This is a genomic window from Streptomyces varsoviensis (assembly GCF_000718635.1).
GTDB classification, from domain to species: domain Bacteria; phylum Actinomycetota; class Actinomycetes; order Streptomycetales; family Streptomycetaceae; genus Streptomyces; species Streptomyces varsoviensis.
In genome coordinates this window covers 1-20,304 of the sequence record NZ_JOBF01000022.1, presented here as the reverse complement: position 1 = coordinate 20,304, position 20,304 = coordinate 1, and the positions used below count along the sequence as shown (strand labels likewise).

At 73.3% G+C, this 20,304-nt stretch carries 21 protein-coding genes; 10 read left to right on the top strand and 11 right to left on the bottom strand.

What is annotated here, in order from left to right; genetic code table 11:
* Nucleotides 1-24: 24 nt before the first annotated feature.
* Entirely contained in the window at nt 25-1,119 is a 1,095-nt protein-coding gene (locus tag IF55_RS26855) for a sensor histidine kinase (RefSeq protein ID WP_030878867.1), read from the bottom strand.
* The gene (locus IF55_RS26850) at nt 1,112-1,810 is read right to left on the bottom strand and encodes a response regulator transcription factor (RefSeq protein WP_030878866.1); all 699 of its coding nucleotides are present in this window, start codon (nt 1,808-1,810) and stop codon (nt 1,112-1,114) included. Before IF55_RS26850 ends, IF55_RS26855 begins: the two co-directional genes overlap by 8 nt.
* Before the next feature lie 87 nt (nt 1,811-1,897).
* Here IF55_RS26850 and IF55_RS26845 point away from each other — a divergent pair, with 87 nt between their 5' ends.
* The gene (locus IF55_RS26845; RefSeq protein WP_030878864.1) at nt 1,898-3,100 is read left to right on the top strand and encodes a lipid II:glycine glycyltransferase FemX; all 1,203 of its coding nucleotides are present in this window, start codon (nt 1,898-1,900) and stop codon (nt 3,098-3,100) included.
* Nucleotides 3,101-3,155: 55 nt separating this feature from the next.
* Here the strand turns inward: IF55_RS26845 and IF55_RS26840 are convergent, their stop codons facing one another.
* Complete coding sequence (locus IF55_RS26840) at nt 3,156-4,478, bottom strand: UDP-N-acetylmuramoyl-tripeptide--D-alanyl-D-alanine ligase (RefSeq protein WP_030878862.1); 1,323 nt, start codon at nt 4,476-4,478, stop codon at nt 3,156-3,158.
* Nucleotides 4,479-4,868: 390 nt separating this feature from the next.
* Between IF55_RS26840 and IF55_RS26835 the strand changes: the two genes are divergently transcribed.
* Genes IF55_RS26835 through vanX form a run of 3 tightly spaced genes read left to right on the top strand, consistent with a single transcriptional unit; the run spans nt 4,869 to nt 7,460 of the window.
* Nucleotides 4,869-5,822, top strand: a complete 954-nt coding sequence (locus tag IF55_RS26835; RefSeq protein ID WP_211270044.1) for an NAD(P)-dependent oxidoreductase — start codon at nt 4,869-4,871, stop codon at nt 5,820-5,822.
* Nucleotides 5,815-6,855, top strand: coding sequence for a D-alanine--(R)-lactate ligase (gene vanA / locus IF55_RS26830; RefSeq protein WP_030878858.1), 1,041 nt, complete (start codon nt 5,815-5,817; stop codon nt 6,853-6,855). The genes IF55_RS26835 and vanA overlap by 8 nt, the downstream gene beginning before the upstream one ends.
* Complete coding sequence (vanX, locus tag IF55_RS26825; RefSeq protein ID WP_030878855.1) at nt 6,852-7,460, top strand: D-Ala-D-Ala dipeptidase VanX; 609 nt, start codon at nt 6,852-6,854, stop codon at nt 7,458-7,460. The genes vanA and vanX overlap by 4 nt, the downstream gene beginning before the upstream one ends.
* Before the next feature lie 87 nt (nt 7,461-7,547).
* Here vanX and IF55_RS26820 read toward each other — a convergent pair whose 3' ends face one another.
* Together IF55_RS26820 and IF55_RS26815 are read right to left on the bottom strand one after the other, a co-directional pair.
* Nucleotides 7,548-9,617: a prolyl oligopeptidase family serine peptidase gene (locus IF55_RS26820; protein ID WP_030878853.1), complete on the bottom strand. Its 2,070-nt coding sequence runs from the start codon at nt 9,615-9,617 to the stop codon at nt 7,548-7,550.
* A 152-nt stretch (nt 9,618-9,769) separates the two neighbouring features.
* Nucleotides 9,770-10,705 carry an AraC family transcriptional regulator gene (locus IF55_RS26815; RefSeq protein WP_030878851.1) on the bottom strand — a complete coding sequence of 312 codons (936 nt, stop codon included), beginning with the start codon at nt 10,703-10,705 and terminating at the stop codon, nt 9,770-9,772.
* Between the two features lie 85 nt (nt 10,706-10,790).
* On the opposite strand from IF55_RS26815, the gene IF55_RS26810 reads away from it, so the two are divergent.
* The gene (locus IF55_RS26810; RefSeq protein WP_245661435.1) at nt 10,791-11,813 is read left to right on the top strand and encodes a zinc-dependent alcohol dehydrogenase family protein; all 1,023 of its coding nucleotides are present in this window, start codon (nt 10,791-10,793) and stop codon (nt 11,811-11,813) included.
* A 27-nt stretch (nt 11,814-11,840) separates the two neighbouring features.
* Here IF55_RS26810 and IF55_RS26805 read toward each other — a convergent pair whose 3' ends face one another.
* From IF55_RS26805 to IF55_RS26780, 6 genes are all read right to left on the bottom strand, one after another.
* A complete protein-coding gene (locus IF55_RS26805) occupies nt 11,841-12,704 on the bottom strand; it encodes a maleylpyruvate isomerase family mycothiol-dependent enzyme (protein WP_030878846.1) in 864 nt (287 codons plus the stop codon).
* Nucleotides 12,705-12,882: 178 nt separating this feature from the next.
* Nucleotides 12,883-13,158: a hypothetical protein gene (locus IF55_RS26800; protein ID WP_030878843.1), complete on the bottom strand. Its 276-nt coding sequence runs from the start codon at nt 13,156-13,158 to the stop codon at nt 12,883-12,885.
* Between the two features lie 159 nt (nt 13,159-13,317).
* On the bottom strand, nt 13,318-14,457 hold the full coding sequence (gene arsB / locus IF55_RS26795) for an ACR3 family arsenite efflux transporter (RefSeq protein ID WP_030878840.1): 1,140 nt from the start codon (nt 14,455-14,457) through the stop codon (nt 13,318-13,320).
* Nucleotides 14,454-14,768 (bottom strand): ArsR/SmtB family transcription factor, encoded by a 315-nt coding sequence (locus tag IF55_RS26790; protein ID WP_030878838.1) that lies wholly within the window; start codon nt 14,766-14,768, stop codon nt 14,454-14,456. Before IF55_RS26790 ends, arsB begins: the two co-directional genes overlap by 4 nt.
* 69 nt (nt 14,769-14,837) lie before the next feature.
* Nucleotides 14,838-15,749 (bottom strand): pentapeptide repeat-containing protein, encoded by a 912-nt coding sequence (locus IF55_RS26785; protein WP_398243105.1) that lies wholly within the window; start codon nt 15,747-15,749, stop codon nt 14,838-14,840.
* Between the two features lie 89 nt (nt 15,750-15,838).
* On the bottom strand, nt 15,839-16,570 hold the full coding sequence (locus IF55_RS26780; RefSeq protein ID WP_342668344.1) for a rhomboid-like protein: 732 nt from the start codon (nt 16,568-16,570) through the stop codon (nt 15,839-15,841).
* Between the two features lie 248 nt (nt 16,571-16,818).
* On the opposite strand from IF55_RS26780, the gene IF55_RS26775 reads away from it, so the two are divergent.
* The 5 genes from IF55_RS26775 to IF55_RS26755 form a co-directional block, all read left to right on the top strand.
* Nucleotides 16,819-17,547, top strand: a complete 729-nt coding sequence (locus IF55_RS26775) for a polyamine aminopropyltransferase (protein WP_030878833.1) — start codon at nt 16,819-16,821, stop codon at nt 17,545-17,547.
* A 111-nt stretch (nt 17,548-17,658) separates the two neighbouring features.
* Nucleotides 17,659-18,396 carry a response regulator transcription factor gene (locus IF55_RS26770; protein ID WP_030878831.1) on the top strand — a complete coding sequence of 246 codons (738 nt, stop codon included), beginning with the start codon at nt 17,659-17,661 and terminating at the stop codon, nt 18,394-18,396.
* Nucleotides 18,393-18,614: a hypothetical protein gene (locus tag IF55_RS26765; protein WP_030878829.1), complete on the top strand. Its 222-nt coding sequence runs from the start codon at nt 18,393-18,395 to the stop codon at nt 18,612-18,614. Before IF55_RS26770 ends, IF55_RS26765 begins: the two co-directional genes overlap by 4 nt.
* Nucleotides 18,611-19,714 (top strand): sensor histidine kinase, encoded by a 1,104-nt coding sequence (locus IF55_RS26760; RefSeq protein WP_048832511.1) that lies wholly within the window; start codon nt 18,611-18,613, stop codon nt 19,712-19,714. The genes IF55_RS26765 and IF55_RS26760 overlap by 4 nt, the downstream gene beginning before the upstream one ends.
* Before the next feature lie 249 nt (nt 19,715-19,963).
* Nucleotides 19,964-20,304 (top strand): 2-oxoglutarate dehydrogenase E1 subunit family protein (locus tag IF55_RS26755; protein WP_048832510.1); only part of this gene is annotated, 341 nt, incomplete at its 3' end.

The following is a 20,304-nucleotide window of genomic DNA, read 5'->3' as shown; positions in this document are numbered from 1 at the left end:
GGCGCGGCGCGCGGCGCGCCCTCGTCAGCGGGCGCGGTCGCCCTGGGCGCGCGGCAGTTCCACGGTGACGCGGAGGCCGCCGGCGGGGCGCGGGGTGAGGGTGAGCGTTCCGTCGTGGGCGTGGGTGATGGTCTTGATGATGGTCAGGCCGAGGCCGACGCCCGCCTGGTCGGTGTGGACGCGTTTGGTGCCGCGCTGGAAGGGTTCGGTGAGGGTCGAGGCCAGCTCGGGGGAGATGGCCTCGCCGGTGTTCTCGACGGTGAGCACCGCCCGGTCGGGGCGGACGCCGGTGCTCACCCGTACGAGGCCGCGCTCGGGCAGGTTGTGGACGATCGCGTTCTGCACGAGGTTCGTGGTCAGTTGCAGCAGGAGCGCCTGCGACCCGTGGGCCAGGGCGATGTCGCCGGACGTCTCGATGGTGACGCCGCGCTTCTCGGCGAGCGGGAGCAGCGTCTCGGTGGCCTCTTCCGCGAGGAGGGACAGGTCGACGTCCTCCCGGGTGAAGGACCGCTGGTCGGCGCGGCTGAGCACGAGCAGCGCCTCGGTGAGGTCGATGGCGCGCGTGTTGACGGCGCGCAGGCGCTCGACGAGTCTGCCGGGCTCCCGGGTCGGGTCGTCGCGGGCCACGTCGAGGAGCGACTGCGAGATCGCGAGCGGGGTGCGCAGTTCGTGGGAGGCGTTGGCGGCGAACCTCCGCTGCTCGGCGACGTGGGCTTCGAGCCGTGCGAGCATCGTGTCGAAGGCGTCGGCGAGCTCGCGGAACTCGTCCCTGCGGCCCGGCAGCCGGATGCGGTGGGAGAGCGATCCGTCCGTGGCCATGCGGGTGGCGTCGGTGATGCGGTTGAGCGGGGCGAGCATACGGCCGGCGAGGACCCAGCCCCCGAGGAGGCCGAATACCAGGAGGAAGAGCAGTACGGCCGCCGCGGTCGGGGCGAAGCCGACGACGAAGTCGGTGCCCGGGGTCCGCCGCCAGGCCCCCTCCTCGTTGGTCTGCAGCCACCCCTGCTGGAGGAGGAACGCGCCGATGGCGCCGAGCAGCAGGACGCCCGCCAGCATGAGGAACCCGGCGTAGCTGAGGGTGAGTTTGACGCGGACGCTCAGGCCGGGCCGCCTACCCACGGTCGCGTCCCGCGCTTCCCTCGCCCTGCGGCGCTTCCTGGATGTGGTAGCCGACGCCGGGCACGGTGGCGATGATCCAGGGTTCGCCCAGCCGCTTGCGCAGGGCCGAGACGGTGATGCGCACGGCGTTGGTGAACGGGTCGGCGTTCTCGTCCCACGCCCGTTCCAGCAGCTCTTCGGCGCTGACGACGCCCCCGTCGGCGGCGACGAGCACTTCGAGCAGGGCGAACTGCTTCCGGGTCAGCGCGACGTAGCGGCCGTCGCGGTAGACCTCGCGGCGGAACGGGTCGAGGCGCAGGCCGGCGATCTCGCGGACGGGCGGCCGGCTGTGGGCGCGCCTGCGGTCGAGCGCCCTGAGCCGCAGGACGAGTTCGCGCAGCTCGAAGGGTTTGGTGAGGTAGTCGTCGGCGCCGAGCTCGAACCCGGTGGCCTTGTCGTCGAGGCGGTCGGCCGCGGTGAGCATGAGGATCGGCATGCCGCTGCCGGAGGCGACGATGTGCCGCGCGACCTCGTCGCCGGACGGGCCGGGGATGTCCCGGTCGAGGACGGCGATGTCGTAGGTGTTGACGCTCAGCAGCTCCAGGGCCGTACCGCCGTCCCCCGCGATGTCGGAGGCGATCGCGGCCAGGCGCAGGCCGTCGTGGATGGCCTCGGCCAGATAGGGCTCGTCCTCGACGATCAGCACACGCATGGCACCAAGGCTACGAGTCCGGACATATCGTCAGCGTATGGAAAAGCGCATACGCGCCGGCAACACCCCGCTGCCTTGGCTGGCCGCATGTCCTACAGCGAACCACTCCGAACAGCCGCCGAGGCTCCGGCGTTCCCGGGCGCGGGCGCGGGCCTGACGGTCGCGTCCATCAGCGCCGCCGAGCACCTGGCGTTCGTACGGCGGCAGCGGTCCGTCAGCTTCCTCCAGACCCCGGCGTGGGGCCGCGTCAAGACCGAGTGGCGCTGCGAATCCCTCGGCTGGTACGACGGCCCGCGGCTGGTCGGGGCCGGGCTCGTCCTGCACCGCCCGGTGCCCCGGCTCGACCGCCGCACGCTGGCCTACCTGGCCGAGGGCCCGGTCATCGACTGGACCGGCGAGCTCGGCCGCTGGCTCGATCCGCTGGCGGCCCACCTCAAGCGCCACGGCGCGTTCGCGCTCCGGCTCGGCCCGCCGGTGCGTACGCACACCTGGAGCGCCGCCCAGGTCAAGGAGGGCATCGCCGACCCGGGCAGCGCGCGGCTCACCGATCTCTCCGGCCACTGGACCGATCCGGTGGGCGCCCACGTGACCAGGTACCTCGAAGCCGCCGGCTGGCTGCCGCAGAGCCCGCGGGACGGCTTCGGCGCCGGGCACCCGCAGTTCAAGTACGAGATCCCGCTGGCCGGAAAGACCGAGGACGACCTGCTCGGCGCCATGAACCAGCTCTGGCGCCGCAACATCAAGAAGGCCGCCAAGGCGGGCGTGGCGGTCGCGTTCGGCGAGGACCGCGCGGACCTGCGGGCCTTTCACGAGCTGTACGTCCACACCGCCGAGCGCGACCGCTTCACGCCACGGCCGCTGCACTACTTCGAGACCATGTTCGCCGCGCTGAGCGCCGAGGACCCCGAGCGCGTCCGGCTCTACCTGGCCCGCCACCGGGGCGGCCTGGCCGCCGCCACCGTCCTGATCCGCGTCGGCGCCCACGCCGTGTACGCGTACGGCGCGTCCGCCACCGACAAGCGCGAGGTGCGCGGCTCCAACGCCTGCCAGTGGGCCATGATCCGCGACTCCCTGGCGGCCGGCTGCGACGTGTTCGACCTGCGCGGCATCACCCCCACCCTCGACGCGGACGACCCGCACGTCGGACTGGTCCAGTTCAAGGCCGGCGCCGGCGGCCAGGCGGTGCGGTACGTCGGCGAATGGGACCTGCCCCTGCGCCCGCTGGCCTACCGGGCCTTCGACCTCTACATGAGGCGCCGCGAGGGCCTTCGGCGGCGCGGGGGGTCGTGAGCCCGCACCGGGGCAAGGGGCGGGCGTGCGCGGCTGTCCGGCGCGGGCCGGCGGGCTACGTGAGGGCGGCGGCGACCTCGTCGAGGCGGGCGCCGCGGGAGGCCTTGACGAGGATCACGTCGCCGGGGGCGAGGCGGGGGCGCAGCCAGTCGGCGGCGGCGGCGTTGTCGGCCAGCGGCACCGCTCGTACGCCCGCGCCGTCGGCGATCGGGCGGCCGCCCGGGCCGACCGTGACCACCAGGTCGGCCCGGGCTGCGGCGTACGCGCCGAGCGCGCGGTGCTCGGCCGCGCTCCGCTCCCCCAGTTCGAGCATTTCGCCGAGGACGGCGATGCGGCGTTCGCCCTCGATCGCCGCCAGCGCGTCCAGGGCGGCGCGGGCGGAGTCGGGGTTGGCGTTGTAGGAGTCGTCGAGCAGCGTCGCGCCCCCGGCGAGGCGGTGCGGCTCCATGCGCCACCTCGACAGCGAGGCCGTGCCCAGCGCCGCCGCGGCCGCCTCCAGGGGCACCCCGGCCGCCAGCCCCGCCGCTGCGGCGGCCGACGCGTTGAGCGCCTGGTGGGCGCCGATGAGCGGCAGCGCGACGTGCGCCGAGGCGTCGGCGGTCCGCAGCGTGAAGGACGGCCGCCCGAACCGGTCGAGCGCCAGGTCGCGTACGCGTACGTCGGCGTGCCGGGCCCGCCCGAAGGTCACCACGGGCCCGTCGGTGAGCGCGCGCATCGCGGTCACGCGGGGGTCGTCGGCGTTCAGGACGGCGGTCCCGCCGGGCGCCAGCCCCGCCACCATCTCCCCCTTGGTCCTGGCGATGGCCCCGCGCGAGCCGAACTCGCCGAGGTGGGCCTGGCCGACGTTGAGGACGACGCCGATGTCGGGCGCGACCAGGCCGGTGAGCGCGGCGATGTCGCCGATGCGGCGGGCGCCCATCTCCAGGACGAGGTACCGGGTGCCCCGCTCGGCGCGGAGCATGGTGAGCGGCACGCCGAGTTCGTTGTTGAGCGAGCCGATGGTGGCGGTCGTCGGCGCGGCGTCCGCGAGTACGGCCGTCAGCAGGTCCTTGGTGCTGGTCTTGCCCTGGGAGCCGGTCAGCCCGACGACGGTCAGCCGGTCCCGCAGCCGGGCGACGGCGTGCGCGGCCAGCGCTTGCAGCGCCGCCCGCACGTCCTCGACGACGACGGTGGGCAGCGGCGTCGGCCGGGAGCCGAGCACGGCCACCGCCCCGGCCCGCCCGGCCTGGCCGGCGTAGTCGTGGCCGTCGGCACGGTCGCCGGCCAGGGCGACGAAGAGGCCGCCCGGTTCGGCCCGCCGGCCGTCGAGCACGGCCGGCGCGGTCACCGTCACGGCGCTGTCGCCCCCAGCGACGGTTCCGCCGACGACCGCGGCGATCTCCCCGAGGCTGAGCGGGACGGCGCCCGCGTCGCGCGGCGGCCGGTCAGCGGCAGTGACGCCGCGGGGGCGGAGGGGCGAGGGCGCAGATGCTGGTTCGCTGTAGGTCACGCCTCCAAGTCAAGGAAGCGCCGTGTTGCCGGCGCGTATGCGCTTTTCCATATACGGGCAATATGCTACCGAGCGGTAATATATTGTCCGCGTATCAAAATCCGCATACGTTCCGGCAACGCCATTTCGCCTTGACTCCAAGGCATGACCTACAGCGAATCAGCACCAGCGGTCGCCCGCCGCACCCCATCGCTGGCGTCCTCGCGCCCCACCGCCGCCGCGACCACGGGAATCACGGTGTACGGGTGCGAGAAGGACGAGGCCGCGCTCTTCCGGGCAATGGCGCCACGCGTCGGCGTGTCCCCCACCATCACCGCGGCGCCGGCGACGGAAGCCAACGCCGCGCTGGCGGCCGGAAACCGCTGCGTCAGCGTCAGCCACAAGACCGACATCACGCCTGCCACGCTCCTCGCGCTGAGCCGGGCCGGCGTGGCCTATATCTCCACGAGGAGCGTCGGCCGCGACCACATCGACGTGGAGTACGCGGCGCGCGTCGGTATCTCCGTGGGAAACGTCGCCTATTCCCCGGACAGCGTGGCCGACTACACCGTGATGCTGATGCTGATGGCCATACGGCACGCGAAATCCGTCATCCGCCGCGCGGACGTCCACGATTACCGGCTGAGCGAATTTCGCGGGAGAGAACTGCGCGACCTGACCGTCGGAGTCGTGGGAACGGGCCGCATCGGCACGGCGGTCATGGACCGGCTGCGGGGTTTCGGATGCCGGATTCTGGCCCATGACGGTCGCGCCGATGGCCGCGTCACGGGCGGTGCCGGAAAAGGGGCCGCGAGCGTTACCGAGCGCGGCGCCGAGCACGTACCGCTGGACCGGCTGCTGCGGCAGAGCGACATCGTCACGCTCCATACGCCGCTCACCGCCGGTACGCACCACCTCCTGAACCGCCGCCGCGTCGAGCGGATGAAATACGGCGCGTTCGTCATCAATACGGGACGCGGAGCCCTCGTCGACACCGAGGCTCTGATGTCCGCGCTGGAAAGCGGCCGGCTGGGCGGCGCGGCGCTGGACGTCCTCGAAGGCGAGGAAGGGATCTTCTACGCCGACTGCCGGGACAGGCCCATCGACAGCAAGGCGCTGCTGCGGCTGCAAGAGCTGCCGAACGTGATCGTGAGCCCGCACACCGCCTACTACACGGACCACGCCCTGAGGGACACGGTCGAGAACTCCCTCATCAACTGCCTGGAATTCGAAAGCGGGAATGAGCATGCGTAAGGTGAAGGTCGGCATCCTCTTCGGCGGCTGCTCCGAGGAGCACCCCGTCTCCGTCAAATCGGCGCACGAGGTCGCGAAGAGCATCGACCTCGACAAGTACGAGCCGCTCTATATCGGGATCACGAGGAGCGGCGAGTGGAAGCTGTGCGACAGCCCCGGCCCGGACTGGGAGAGCGGCGACTGCCGTACGGCCGTACTGTCGCCGGACCGGAGCGTACGAGGGCTGCTGGTCCTGGAAGAGGGGCGTTACAGCACCATAGGTCTGGACGTCGTACTGCCCGTGCTGCACGGCAAGTTGGGCGAGGACGGCGCGGTGCAGGGCTTGCTGGAAATCGCCGGGATTCCCTACGCGGGCTGCGACGTGCAGAGTTCCGCCATTTGCATGGACAAGACCCTCGCCTACCGCATCGTCAGGGACGCGGGAATCGCCACTCCGGACTTCTGGACCGTCGCGGCGGACGAGAAGGCGGACCCCGAGCGGTTGACGTATCCCGTCTTCACGAAACCGGCCCGTTCGGGGTCGTCCTTCGGGGTCAGCAAGGTGTCCGGCAAAGAAGAACTGCTGCCGGCCGTGGAGGCCGCGCGGCAGTACGACGCGAAGGTGCTCATCGAAGAGGCCGTCGTCGGCAGCGAAGTCGGATGCGCCCTTCTGGGGAACGAAGGGGAGCTGATCGCGGGCGAGGTGGACCGCGTCGCGCTCTCGCACGGCTTTTTCCATATCCATCAGGAGCAGGACCCGGAGCACGGGTCCGAGAATTCGACGTTCATCGTGCCCGCCGACATCCCGGCAGAGGCGCGCTCGCTCGTCCAGGCGACGGCGAAGGCCGTCTACCGCGCCCTGGGGTGCGACGGCCTGGCGCGGGTGGACCTGTTCCTCAAGGAGGACGGAAGTCTCGTCCTCAACGAGGTCAACACCTTCCCCGGCCTGACCTCCTACAGCCGTTACCCGAGGATGATGGCGGCCGCGGGGCTGACGCTGACCGACGTGATCGACCGGCTGGTGGCGCTGGCGCTGGCGGGGAGGGCCCGATGAACGACTCCTTCGCCTTCCTCGACGAATACGCGCCCGGAATACGCTGGGACGCCAAGTACGCCACCTGGGACAACTTCACCGGAAAACCCGTGGACGGCTATCTGGCCAATCGCATCGTCGGCACCAAGGCGCTGTGCGCGGCCCTGGAGCGGGCTCGGGAAAAGGCCCGCTCCCACGGTTTCGGCCTGCTTCTGTGGGACGGCTACCGCCCTCAACGCGCCGTGGACTGTTTCCTGCGCTGGGCGCGGCAGCCGGAGGACGGCCGTACGAAGCAGCGGCACTATCCGCACATCGACAGGGCCGAGATGTTCGAGAGGGGATATGTCGCCGCGCGGTCCGGCCACAGCCGGGGCAGCACCGTCGACTTGACGCTCTACCGCCTCGACACCGGGGAACTCGCCGCCATGGGCGGTGACCACGATCTGATGGACCCCATATCGCATCACGGGGCGCAGGGGATCACCGCGTCCGAGGCGGAGAACCGGCGCCGCCTCCGCTCCATCATGGAGGGCTGCGGGTTCAGCGCGTACGACTGCGAATGGTGGCATTACACGCTGAAGGACGAGCCGTACCCGGACACCTATTTCGACTTTCCCGTCGCGTGACGGGGCCGGGGCGGACCGGTCCGAAGAGACCGCTCTTCCGCTGCCGACCGCTCGGCGCCCGGCCGCTCCCGGCCGGGCGCCCGCGGGTCATCGGGGCGGCGTCATGCCCAGGGTCTTGGCCAGGAAGGCCAGCCACTCGGTCTCCTGGGTGAGCAGGACCTCCTTGTCGGTGGCCCAGCCGTGCCCGGAATCGCGCCAGATGTGGAGGAGCACCGGAGCGTCGCCGCTCGTGGCGGCCTGGAGCCTGGCCGCGAACTTCCGGGCGTGCCACGGCGGGCACCGCGGGTCGGTGTCACCGGCCACGATGAACGTCGCCGGGTAGTCCACGCCGTCGCGCACCAGGTGGTAGGGCGAGAACCCGGCGAGGCGCCGGACCTCGTCCGGGTCGTCCACCCGCGCGTACTCCGTGTCGACCACGTACCGCCCGTAGCCGTCGCGGCAGGCGCCGACGAGGTCGAGGATCGGCACCTGCGGCACCACGGCCCGCCACAGGTGCGGCCGCTGCGTCGCGGCGACGCCGGACAGCAGCCCGCCGCCCGACGCCCCGGACACCGCGAGCAGGTTCGGGCTGGTGACCCCGGTGGCCACCAGGTCCTCGGCGATCGCGTAGAGGTCGGCGAACCCGTTCTGCTTGTTGCGGAGCCGACCACCGTCCCACCAGCCCCGGCCGAACTCCGACCCGCCCCGCAGGTGCGTGTGGACCAGCACCCCGCCGGAGGCCACGAAGGCCGCCATCGGGCCGGGGAACTGCGGCAGCCAGGGCGCGCCGAACCCGCCGTACCCCACCATCAGGGCCGGGCGCGGCCGGTTCAGCAGCACGTCCCGGCGCCGCACCAGGTGGTACGGGACGCGGGTGCCGTCCTCGGAGGTGGCCCAGCCGTCCTCGACGACGCAGTCCTCCAGCCCGACCGCGGGCTCGCGGACCGTCTCCAGCCGCGGGGCGTCCGGCCGGTGCCGGTAGACGCCCCAGGAGCGGGTCAACGTCGAGAAGGCGAAGACCAGTTGGTCGTCGGCCACGGGCCCGAGGATGTTCATCAGCGCGAACGGCAGGTCGCCCACCGCGCCCCGCCCCGGCAGCGGGACGTTCCCCCGGGGCGTCCCGTCGCGGTCGACGACGCGCAGTTCGGAGTAGGTGTCGACGAACGCGTGCACGTACAGCGCGTCGCCCACCGGGCGCACCGTCCGCAGGGCCGCCTCGGACTCCGCCACGACCGTGCGCCACGCACGGCCGTCGTTCGGGTCCGCGGCGTCGAGGCCGATGGCCACCACGCGGCCGCGCGGCGCGCCCTCGTCGGTGACCGCGATCCACTCGTCGCCGACCAGGAACCCCGGGAGGTTCAGCGAGGCGTCGGTGACGAAGGGCCGCCACTTCGGGGCCGCCGGGTCGTCCAGATCCGCCACGGCCACCGGGACCGGGTCGAACAGCCCCTGCACGGCCACCAGACGGCGGCCGTCCCCCGAGGCGACCACGGCACGGTAGTCCCCGCCCGGCAGCCACGGCGCGTCGACCGCCACCGTCGTCGGCGCGGACCGCCGCAGGTGGAGCCAGATCTGGTGCGCCGCGCTGACCGGGTCGTCGTCGGTCGCGGTGAAGAAGAACCCGGAGGAGTCCGGCAGCCACTTCGCCCCGCCGGTCCAACTGTCCTTGAGCGGCTGGGCGGGCGCGTCCGGCAGCGGTTCGCCGCTTGCCACGTCCACCAGCCGTATGGTGTTGCGCTCGCTGCCGTCGGCGCACACCCCGACCGCGAGGACGGTGCCGTCGGGCGACGGGGAGATCCACGACAGGAACGGCGGCTTCTCGGAGCCCTGGGCCGCGGGGTCGAACAGGACCCGGCCCGGGCCGTAGGGCTCGTCGGCCACCACCGCGCAGGGCCGCGCGGACCCGGCGTCCGGCTCGACGCGGAACCAGCGGCCGCCCCCGGCCAGCGGCACGGACGCCACCCGCTCCGAGTCGTAGTGCGCCACCAGTTCGCGCAGCCGGTCGAAGTGCGGCCAGTCGCGCACGTAGGCCGCGGCGGCCGCGCCCTGCGCGTCCTGCCAGGCGTCGACCTCCTCGGACTCCGCCTCCAGCCACCGGTACGGATCGGCGAACCGGACCCCGGCCGCCTCGTCGACGTCGTCACCGGCGCGGGTACCCGGGGGATGCGTGTCACTCATGTGCCCTGATCCTTCTACTGGGAGAACCGCTGTCGGCAGATCAAACGATCAACGACCCACGACAGTGCCCGACTTCACCGCGCCGACCTGCACGGACACGGCCGGGGACGCGGGCGGCGGGCGTAGGCGGCGGGCGTAGGCAACAGGCGGCGTCAGGCCCCGCCGGGCGCCGCGGGCCGCCCCCGCGACTGGCGCCAGGCGCCCGGGGACAGGCCCTCGCGGCGGAGGAAGGCGCGGCTCAGGGCGCTCCCGGTGTCGTAGCCGACACGGACGGCGATCTCCTGGACGCTGAGCGGGGACTCCCGCAGAAGGGTCTTCACGCGGTACATGCGCCAGGCGGTGAGGTAGCCGAGGGGGGTGTCGCCCGCCTTCTCCTTGAAGAGGGCGGCGAAGGCGGAGCGGGACATGCCCGCCTCGCGCGCGAGGGCGTCGACGGTCCAGGGGCGGGCCAGATCCTCGTGCAGCGCGCGCAGGGCCGGGGCGAGGCGGGGGTCGCGGAGGGCGGCGAGCCAGCCGACCGCGCCGCCGCCGAACTCCGCGCAGCAGGCCCGCAGCGCCTGGACGAACAGCACGTCGGACAGGCGGCTCATGACGAAGCCCGCGCCGATCCGGCCGGTCGCGCCCTCGGCCGCGATGAGGTCGAAGGTGGCGCGCAGCAGGTGGCCGGCCGTGTCGTCCAGGTGCAGCCGGAACAGCGGGGGCAGAAGGGTGAACAGCGGCTCGGCCGCCACCGCGTCGAAGGCGAAGCGGCTGGAGACGATCTCGGTCGGCGCGCCGTCGCCGCCGGCCCGCGCCGTGCCGCCGGGGCCCCGTACGAACGCCTCCTCGCAGTCGACGACCGGCCGGCCGCGCTCGTCCTGGAGCGTGAAGCCGACGCCCGCCCGCACCAGAAAGCAGTCATCGGCCCCCAGCCGCCGCGGCCCGTCGAGGACGTCCGAGGTCAGCCAGCAGGAGCCGGTGGAAATCAGCACCAGCCGGGCGAGGTGGCGGGGCGGGAAGGAGATGCCCCACGGGGCGCGGGCCGTCACCCGCGTGTACCGGGCGTCCTCGATCCTCATCGTGGCGAGGAGGTCGTCGATCGGGTCCAAGCCGCCTCCTCCCTCTGGACGATCGGCACCAAATCCTGGACCGAATGATACTTTCCATCCAGCCGCGCGGTCCTAGCGTGAAGGCGTGAGAGCTACAGCTACCAGCGAAGAGCGGTTCATGCGCACGTACCAGGTGAGCGGCGGCGCCGACGCCCCGGTCGTCCCCGTGGAGCGGCCGGTGCCGGTCCCGGCCGCCGGCCACCTGCTCGTACGGGTGAAGGCCGCCGCGCTCAACGCACGCGACCGGCTCATCGTCAGCGGCACGTACACGGCCCCGGTGCCGCCGGGGCGCGTCCCGCTCTCCGACGGCGCGGGCGTCGTGGCGGCGGTCGGGGACGGCGTCACGCGGTTCCGGGTCGGCGACCGCGTCCTGAGCGGCTTCCATCCGGACTGGATCCACGGGCCGTTCACCGGCTGGGGCGACCTGTACGGGGTGCAGCGCGACGGCTGGCTCACCGAGTACATCGCCGTCCACGAGCGGAGCGTGGCCGCCGTGCCGGACCACCTCTCCTTCGAGGAGGCCGCCACGCTCCCGTGCGCCGCGCTCACGGCGTGGTCGGCCGTCGACGGCGTCGGCCCCGGCGACACGGTGCTCGTCCAGGGCTCCGGCGGCGTCTCCGTCTTCGCGCTCCAATTCGCCCGCCTGGCCGGAGCGCGCGTACTGGCCACCTCGTCCAGCCCCGAGAAGGCCGAGCGCCTGCGGGCCCTCGGCGCGTCCGAGGTCGTCGACTACGTCCGTACGCCCGAGTGGGGCGCCGCGGTACGGGAACTGGCCGACGGCCGCGGCGCCGATCTGATCGTGGAGATCGGCGGCGCCGGGACGGTCTCCCAGTCGCTCGACGCCCTCGCCGACGGCGGGCGGATCTCCCTCGTCGGCAACCTCGCGTCGGGCGGCGGCCTGGATCTGACGCGGTTCTTCCGGCGCGGCGCGGCGCTGCGGACCATCACCGTCGGCAGCCGGAGCGACCTGGAGCGGATGAACCAGGTCATCGGCCGGCACCGGCTGCGGCCGGTCATCGACCGCGTCTTCCCGTTCGCCGCCGCGCCGGACGCGTTCGCCTACTTCGAGAAGGGGGCGGGCATGGGGAAGGTCGTCATCAGCCTCTGACGCCTTCCCCGGACGGCGGGGCCGCCGTCAGTGGATGACGGACACGATCCGGCAGGCGGCCCCGGCCAGTTCGCGGTCGCCGTCGATACGGGCGTGGGCCAGCGCGTCGGCGGGCTGGATGCCGCGGGTGCACAGCCGCCAGGCGGTCTCCGCGTCCAAGTGGAGGGTGGCGGCGGGCTGTCGGGGCCCGTCCGAGGGGGCCAGGGACCACGCGCCGCCGTCGGCGGCGGTCGCCGTCCAGCTACCGCCCGCCGGGCCGGCCACGCTCACCCGCACCCGCGTCCCGGCCGGCGCCTCGGTCCCGCGCAGCGTGTGCGGCAGCGCCCGCATGAAGGTGTCCAGGACCACGGAGAGGAACCGCGGTTCGGGGTCGGTGCCCTGGCCCACGGCGTGCCGGAGCTGCTGGCGGTGCGTCCAGAACTCGGTGAGGTCGCGGGCGCTGTCCAGCCACATGGGCGCCGGGTCGACGCCGGCCCAGGACACCCCCAGCGACGGCGCGCCGGGGTCGGCGGCCTCGAAGAACCGGACCGCCTGCCCGCCGATCAGCTCCAGCGTGTCGGTGAGCGCGGCCGGGCTCACTCGGGACAGGGCGTCCACCCATTCCTGGTTGACGCGGTGGATGAACGCCTCCAGCGTCTCGCCCGCGGCGAAGCCGGGCCCCTCCTGGTGGCCGTCGCGGTCGCGGGAGAGTCGCCCGTAGAAGTCGCCCAGGAGGTGCGCGGCGAGATCGCGTACGGTCCAGCCGGGCACGGCCTCCGCCCGCCAGTCGTCGGGGGTCAGGCCGCGCAGGGTGGCCATGAGCGCGGCGTGCTCCGGCGCGAAGAGCGGGCGGGCGTCGATGGGGGCGCCCAGCCAGGGCGGGCTCAGGGCGTCATCCGGTCGGAAGTTCATGGCCACAGCCTGCCGGAGAGCGGCGGCGGGCACGACCGAATACCGCGGCGGTACGGAGCGGGCGGGGCCCTTACAAAGAGGGCGAGGGCCCTGGCAAGCGGGCGGGCCGCCCGTCATCCGGGCGGCCCGCTCCCCTGTGGCACCGATCCTCCGAGCGCCCGCGCCCGTACGCCCCCGCTCAGGAGGCCCCGGCCGCCGGTCCGCGGGACGGTGTCGAACAGGCCGGGCACCAGTAGCCCTCGCCGCCCTGAAGGAAGATCCAGCCCAGCTCGGCGATGTACGGGACCGCCTGCTTGGCCTCATGGAGCAGGAAGTTGGTGAGATCCAGCTCCTCGTCCGGTGGTGGTTCGGAGATCACCAGGTCGAAGGTGACCCGTTCCGTGCAGCCCCCGCGGTCGCAGGCGAGATAGAAACGCACCGGACCCGGGGCGCGGCCTTCGGTCGTCAGGCTCATAGGGCATCGTTACGGAGCCCGGCCGCATCCGGCAACCCGTCGTCGCGGGATACCACCGGCATCGGCCGGGCATCGCTCCGGCATACGCCCGGCGGCGGTCCGGCGAACGCCCCGGGCGCTCCCGCCGGGGGCGCGCGGCGGGCCGTACGGGCGGCCGGATCAGGCCGCTCCGGCTCCGAACTTCCGCCGCCAGGCCAGGGATACGTAGACCAGCCCGATCAGCACCGGCACCTCGATGAGCGGGCCGACGACGCCGGAGAGGGCCTGCCCGGAGGTGACGCCGAAGGTGGCGATGGCGACCGCGATGGCGAGTTCGAAGTTGTTGCCCGCCGCGGTGAACGCGAGGGTCGCCGTGCGGTCGTACGGGAGGCCGAGCCCCTTGCCGAGGGCGAACGAGCCGAACCACATGAGCGCGAAGTAGGCGAGCAGCGGCAGCGCGATGCGGGCGACGTCCAGCGGCTGCGAGGTGATCGTCCGGCCCTGGAGGGCGAAGAGGACGACGATGGTGAACAGCAGCCCGTACAGCGCCCACGGCCCGATCCTCGGCAGCACCCTCGCCTCGTACCGCTCCCGGCCCAGCTTCCGCTCCCCCAGGCGGCGGGTGAGGAAGCCGGCGACCAGCGGGACGCCGAGGAAGACGACGACGTTCAGGGCGATCTTGCCCATGGAGATGTCGAGGCGGTGGCCGTCGCCGAGGCCGAGCCAGCCCGGCAGCAGATCGAGGTAGAACCAGCCGAGCAGGCCGAAGGCGACGACCTGGAAGACGGAGTTCAGGGCGACGAGCACGGCGGCGGCCTCGCGGTCGCCGCAGGCCAGGTCGTTCCAGATGATGACCATCGCGATGCAGCGGGCGAGGCCGACGACGATCAGGCCGGTGCGGTACTCGGGCAGGTCCGGCAGGAAGATCCAGGCCAGCGCGAACATCACGGCGGGCCCGAGCAGCCAGTTGACGACCAGTGAGGAGACCATCAGCCGCTTGTCGCCGGTGACCGCGTCGAGCCGGTCGTAGCGGACCTTCGCGAGGACCGGGTACATCATGATCAGCAGGCCGACGGCGATCGGCAGCGAGACCCCGCCGATCTCGACCGCCGCGAGGGCGTCGTTCAGGCCGGGCACCAGCCGGCCCAGCCCCAGCCCGAGCCCCATGGCCAGCAGGATCCAGACCGCGAGGAACCGGTCGAGCGTGGAGAGCCGCGCGGCGACGGCGGAGTCGGCGGGCGCGCCATCCGTACGGGCGTCCGTACGGCCTTGAGAGTCCGTACGGCCTTTGGCGGTCGGCGCGGGGTCGGCGCGGCTCACAGGCACGGCCTCCTGCGGTCGGCGGCGGCGGTCTCGCGGGCGGCGGCGGCCAGCTCCGTGAACGAGCCGGCCAGCGCCTCGATGACCTGCGGCCGCAGCCGGTAGTACGTGTAGTTGCCGCACGGCTCGGTGTCCACGACCCCGGCCTCGCGCAGCACCTTGAGGTGGTTGGAGAGGTTGGTCTGCCGGGCGCCGGTCTCCTCGACCAGATGCGTGGTGCACAGCGTCTCGCGGGCGAGCAGCGACACGATCCGGAGTCTGAGCGGGGAGGACAGGACCTGGAGCAGATCAGCCTCGACTGATGTCAGCATGGACTGATGCTGACACACCGGCCGCCGCGCTCGCACCCCCGCGCCCGGGCGGCACCGCGGGCGTACGGGTCAGCCCCAGTGGCCCGGCCGGGTCAGCGCCTTGGGCAGCTTGGTGGCGGCGTCGCCCTTGGCCGCGTTGAGCTGGGCCTGGGTGAGGAAGATGCTGCCGGTGAGGTCCGCGCCGGCGAGGTTCGCGTCGCGGAGGTCGGCGCCGATCAGGTCGGCGGAGCGCAGGTCCGCGCCCTTCAGATCGGCGGCGATGAGGTACGCGCCGCGCAGGTTGGCCCCGCGCAGGTTCGCGCCGCGCAGCCGGGCGCCGATGAGGTCGGCGCCCCGGTGCTGCTTCTTGCGCCCCGCCACCCCGGCCCGTACCAGCTCGCTCGTGCGCAGCAGCAGTTCGTTGACCTCGCCCCGGTGCGCCGCCACGTCCAGCTCCGCCAGCTCCTCGGCGCCCGCCTCGGTGAGCCGTTCGGTCCGGCGCAGGGCGGCGCGCAGCTCGCCGTGGACGGGGCGGGCGGCGGGCAGCGTCAGCGCCTCGGCGAGGTACCACAGGAGTTCGTGGAGCTGCCGCATCACGGGGAACACGTCGAACATCCGGCGCGCCGTCTCCGGCGCCTGCCGCCAGTCCCGGCCGCCGAAGGTGACCTGCGAGACCTTCTGGCCCGCGCCGAAGCAGTCGAAGACGGTGCAGCCCGAGAAGCCGCGCTGCCGCAGGTCGGCGTGGATGCCGCAGCGGAAGTCCGTCCGCAGATTGCGGCAGGGCTTGCCGGCGTCCTTGTCGATCGCGAAGTCCGCCGAGGCCGCGAAGGGCAGCGCGACGCAGCACAGCCCGAAGCAGCTCGAACAGTCGGCGCGCAGGCCGAGCGCGTCGTCGGCGGCGGCGGCTCCGGCGTCGACGGCGGCGGCTTCGGCCGCGACAGCGGCTCCGGCTTCGACGTCGGTGGTGCCGGGGGACGGTTGGGCGCGGTCGGCGTCGGACAACGTGCGTGGACTCCTGGTGCGTGGCGGATGCCGCCCGGCGGGGCGGACCCCCATTCTCGCAGCCCGCGCCCGTACCCCTCAGCGGCCGCTCACAGCCGCGTCATCGCCCGTTCCAGCGCCCGCGCCCGTACCCGCCGCCGTACGAGCGGCCAGCAGGCGACGCCGACCAGTCCGGCCAGCGGATGGCCCCAGGCGGCCAGCGGGTCGAGGTATTCCAGCAGGTCCCGGGCGCACAGCAGCCCGGCCGACCCCAGCAGCGTCCAGCGCGCCCAGGGCGGCAGCAGCCCGGCGAGCGCGCCCGTACACGCCATCAGCCCGAAGCTGATGCCGTAGTCGAGGCGGTGCAGGGAGGCCGTCGGCAGCTCGCCCATGGCCACGCCCCAGGCCACCGGCAGTTCGGTGGCGAGGGTGGCGACAACGTGGCCGAGGAGGAAGACGCCCGCGGTGCGCAGGCCGCCGACGCGCCGTTCGAGCGCCGTGAGGATGAAGAGGAACGCGAGCCCGTACGCCGACTGGAGCCCGCCCGCGACCCACAGCGCGCTCGCCACGAGGACGAGCAGCGGCCGGTCCGAGAGGTGCGCGACATCGGTGCTGGAGTCACGGAGCAGCCTGCCCACGGTCTCCTGGTCGCCGTAGTCGGCGTACGCGGCGGTGGCCATCAGGAGAAGGGCGTAGCCGAAGGTGAACGGGGTGCCGAGCGGGGTCGGCAGCAGCCGCCAGGGGCGCGCCGCCACGGCCCGCCCCAGCCATCCCGGCGCGGTGGGGCGCGCGGTCTCCGACTGGGTGACAACCGGTACGTCGGCAGCGTTCACCAAGGTCACGGCGGTCGGGCCCCTCCTTCTGGTTCCCCTCCAGGCGGCCATACCCCTCGGCCGCTTCCAGAAGATTAGGGTGCGGGCCGGGCCCGGCAATCAACCCCCGCCCGTGACTCGCGTCACAGCAGGCAACCTAAAATCGGTACGAGGCGTCCCGACTCCACACGTTTCCCCTTCGCGCCCCTGCCCGGCCCTACCGGCCCGCTCCGTCCACCCGACCCGATCACCGCCGAGTCATCCGGAGGTCCCGCACCATGTCGCCGCAGTACGACGCCGCCATCGACGCCCCCGTCACCCTGGAGCGCCGCGAGGGGCCGTACGGCGAGGTGGTGCTCCGGCGGCGCCCGGCGCCCCCCGGCACGCCGGCCGGCAGGGCAGGCGGCGACATCTACGAGATCATCGCCAACGGCTGCTTCCTGATGGACACCTCCGACGGCCGCTCCGAGCGGCTGCTGATCGACGCGGCGCTCGCCGCGCTGCCGCCGGAGCGCCCGGCGCCCGCCCTGCTGATCGGCGGCCTCGGCGTCGGCTTCTCCCTCGCGCGGGCCGCCGCCGAGCCGCGCTGGGGCCGGATCTCGGTCGTCGAGCGCGAGGCGGCCGTCATCGACTGGCACCGGGCCGGGCCGCTCGCCGCGCTCTCGGCCGACGCGCTCGCCGACCCCCGGACCGAGATCCTGCGCACCGATCTCGTCGCGTACCTGAGTGACGCTCCGCACACCTACGACGCGCTCTGCCTGGACATCGACAACGGCCCCGACTGGACCGTCACCGACGGCAACGGGGGCCTCTACTCCCCCGCCGGGCTCGCCGCCTGCCGCGCCCGGCTGAGCCCCGGCGGGGTGCTCGCCGTCTGGTCCGCGCAGCCCTCCCCGGCCTTCGACGCGGCGCTCCAAAATGCCGGGTTCACGGGCGTACGGACGGAAGAGATCGCAGTTGCCCGAGGCGTACCGGACGTGGTCCACCTGGCCGTTCGGGGCGCGTAGCCGTCCCTTGCCACCTGCCCGTACTCTGCTTTTCGTAGAAGCGACCAGGCACGCACGAGCCAGGCGTGACCAAGCACGACCGGGCACGGAAAGACGCTAAGGGCGGGGCGCATGGAGCAGACACACATCAGCCCGGGCGGCGCCGCGGCCACTCCGGGCGCACAGCGCAGGGTGCTGGTCGTCGAGGACGACCAGACGCTGGTCGACGCCATCGCGGCACGGCTGCGCGCCGAGGGGTTCCAGGTACAGACCGCGGGCGACGGGCCCGCCGCCGTGGAGACGGCCCAGGCGTGGCAGCCCGACGCCCTCGTGCTGGACATCATGCTGCCCGGCTTCGACGGCCTGGAGGTCTGCCGCCGGGTGCAGGCGCAGCGGCCGGTGCCGGTCCTGATGCTGACCGCCCGCGACGACGAGACCGACATGCTGGTCGGGCTCGGCGTCGGCGCGGACGACTACATGACCAAGCCGTTCTCGATGCGGGAGCTGGCGGCGCGGGTGCACGTGCTGCTGCGCCGGGTGGAGCGGGCGGCGCAGGCCGCGCACACGCCGCGCACCGGCATCCTGCGCCTGGGCGAGCTGGAGATCGACCACGCGCAGCGCCGGGTGCGGGTGCGCGGCAGCGACGTGCATCTGACGCCCACCGAGTTCGACCTGCTGGTCTGCCTCGCCAACACGCCGCGCGCGGTCCTCTCCCGAGAGCAGTTGCTGGCCGAGGTGTGGGACTGGGCCGACGCCTCCGGGACCCGGACCGTGGACAGCCACATCAAGGCGCTGCGCCGGAAGATCGGGGCCGAGCGCATCCGCACGGTCCACGGCGTGGGCTACGCGCTGGAGACCCCGGCCGCATGACGGGCCGCATACGCGGCGACGCCACGGGCCGCGGCACCCACCCGCGACGCCCGGGCCCCGGCGCGTACGGGCGCGAGGCGTACGGACATCGGGCACGCAGGCGCGAGACGGCGCCGGGTCCCGGCGCATACGGGCGCGAGGCGTACGGCCGCGAGACGTACGGTCCCGGCCCGTACGGGCCCGAGGCGAGCCGCGCCGGCGGCGGCGGCGCGCGGTGACCGGCACCGAGCGCGAGGAGCGCGCCGGGGCCTGGGGCCGGGTGTGGGAGGCGCTGCGCCCCCTGGACCCGTACCGGTCGGTCAAGGCGGCGCTCGGCGCCCTCGTCATCGGGTCGGTGATCATCACCACCCTGCTGGTGTTCGTCGCGATCCACTCCGCGACCGAGCTGCGCATCATCACCATCTTCTCGATCATCGCCTCGCTCCTGATCACCCAGTTCGTGGCGCAGGGGCTGACCGCGCCGCTGGACGAGATGACCGAGATCACCGGGGCCATGGCGCACGGCGACTACACCCGGCGGGTCCGGGCCGACCGGCGCGACGAGTTCGGCGACCTGGCGACCGCGTTCAACCACATGGCCGCCGATCTGGAGGCCGTGGACACCCACCGCAAGGAGCTGGTCGCCAACGTCTCGCACGAGCTGCGGACCCCGATCGCGGGGCTGCGCGCGGTGCTGGAGAACGTCGTCGACGGCGTCTCGGAGGCGGACCCGGAGACGATGCGGATCGCGCTGCGCCAGACGCAGCGGCTGGGCCGGCTCGTGGAGCAGTTGCTGGACCTGTCCCGGCTGGACAACGGCGTCGTGCCGCTGCGCTCGCGGCGGTTCGAGGTCTGGCCGTACCTGGCGGGCGTCCTGAAGGAGGCCAGCATGGCCAGCGGCAGCGGTTCCGCGCCGCACACCCGCAAGGACGTCCATCTCCACCTGGACGTATACCCGCCGGAGCTGACCGCGTACGCGGACGTGGAGCGGCTGCACCAGGTGGTGGCCAACCTGGTCGACAACGCGGTCAAGCACAGTCCGCAGCGCGGCCGGGTCACGGTCCGGGCCCGGCGCGGCGAGGACGACGAGGCGCTGGCGCTGGAAGTCATCGACGAGGGGCCCGGCATCCCGGAGTCCGAGCGGCACCGGGTCTTCGAGCGGTTCAACCGCGGCGGCTCGGGTCAGCAGGGGCCGGGCACGGACGGCGGTACGGGGCTGGGGCTGGCGATCGCGCGCTGGGCGGTCGATCTGCACGGTGGCCGGATCGGTGTGGCCGAATCCCCCCGTGGGTGCCGCATCCGGGTCACTCTTCCGGGGACGCCTCGGCAGGCGGGTTGACGTAGGGTCGACGGTGGAAGCACACATTCGAGGGTTGTGGGCGCTGTCGGCCGAACCCTCGGAGAGCCTTGGGGACCTCAAGGACAGCGAAACTCCGTGTGTTTCCCGCCAAGTCATGCCCCGAAACCCACCCAACAATGTGACTTGCGCGACGACTGGCCCGTGTGGCCTGCAAGCAAGGTCCCAAGAGGCGTAGCCTTTATTCCCGCTGTCCACCACCTTAGGAAGCGGAAGAGGGCGGTTGCCGCCGTGTCGCCACAGTCCCCCAACACCTCGAGCATCTCGACCGAAGAGAACGGGCCGGGCAAGAGTCCGGCCGATGTCTTCGGGCCCAATGAGTGGCTCGTCGACGAGATCTACCAGCAGTACCTCCAGGACCCGAACTCGGTCGACCGAGCCTGGTGGGACTTCTTCGCCGACTACAAGCCGGGCGCCCCGGCGGCCCAGCCGCCACAGGGCGCCACGGGCGCCGATACCCCGGCCCCCGCCGCCGCCCCACCGGCCGCCGCGCAGGCGCGGCCGGCGCAGGCCGCTCCGCAGCCGGCCCCCGCCGCCCCGGCGGCCCAGGCCGCGCCCGCGGCGCCGGCCGC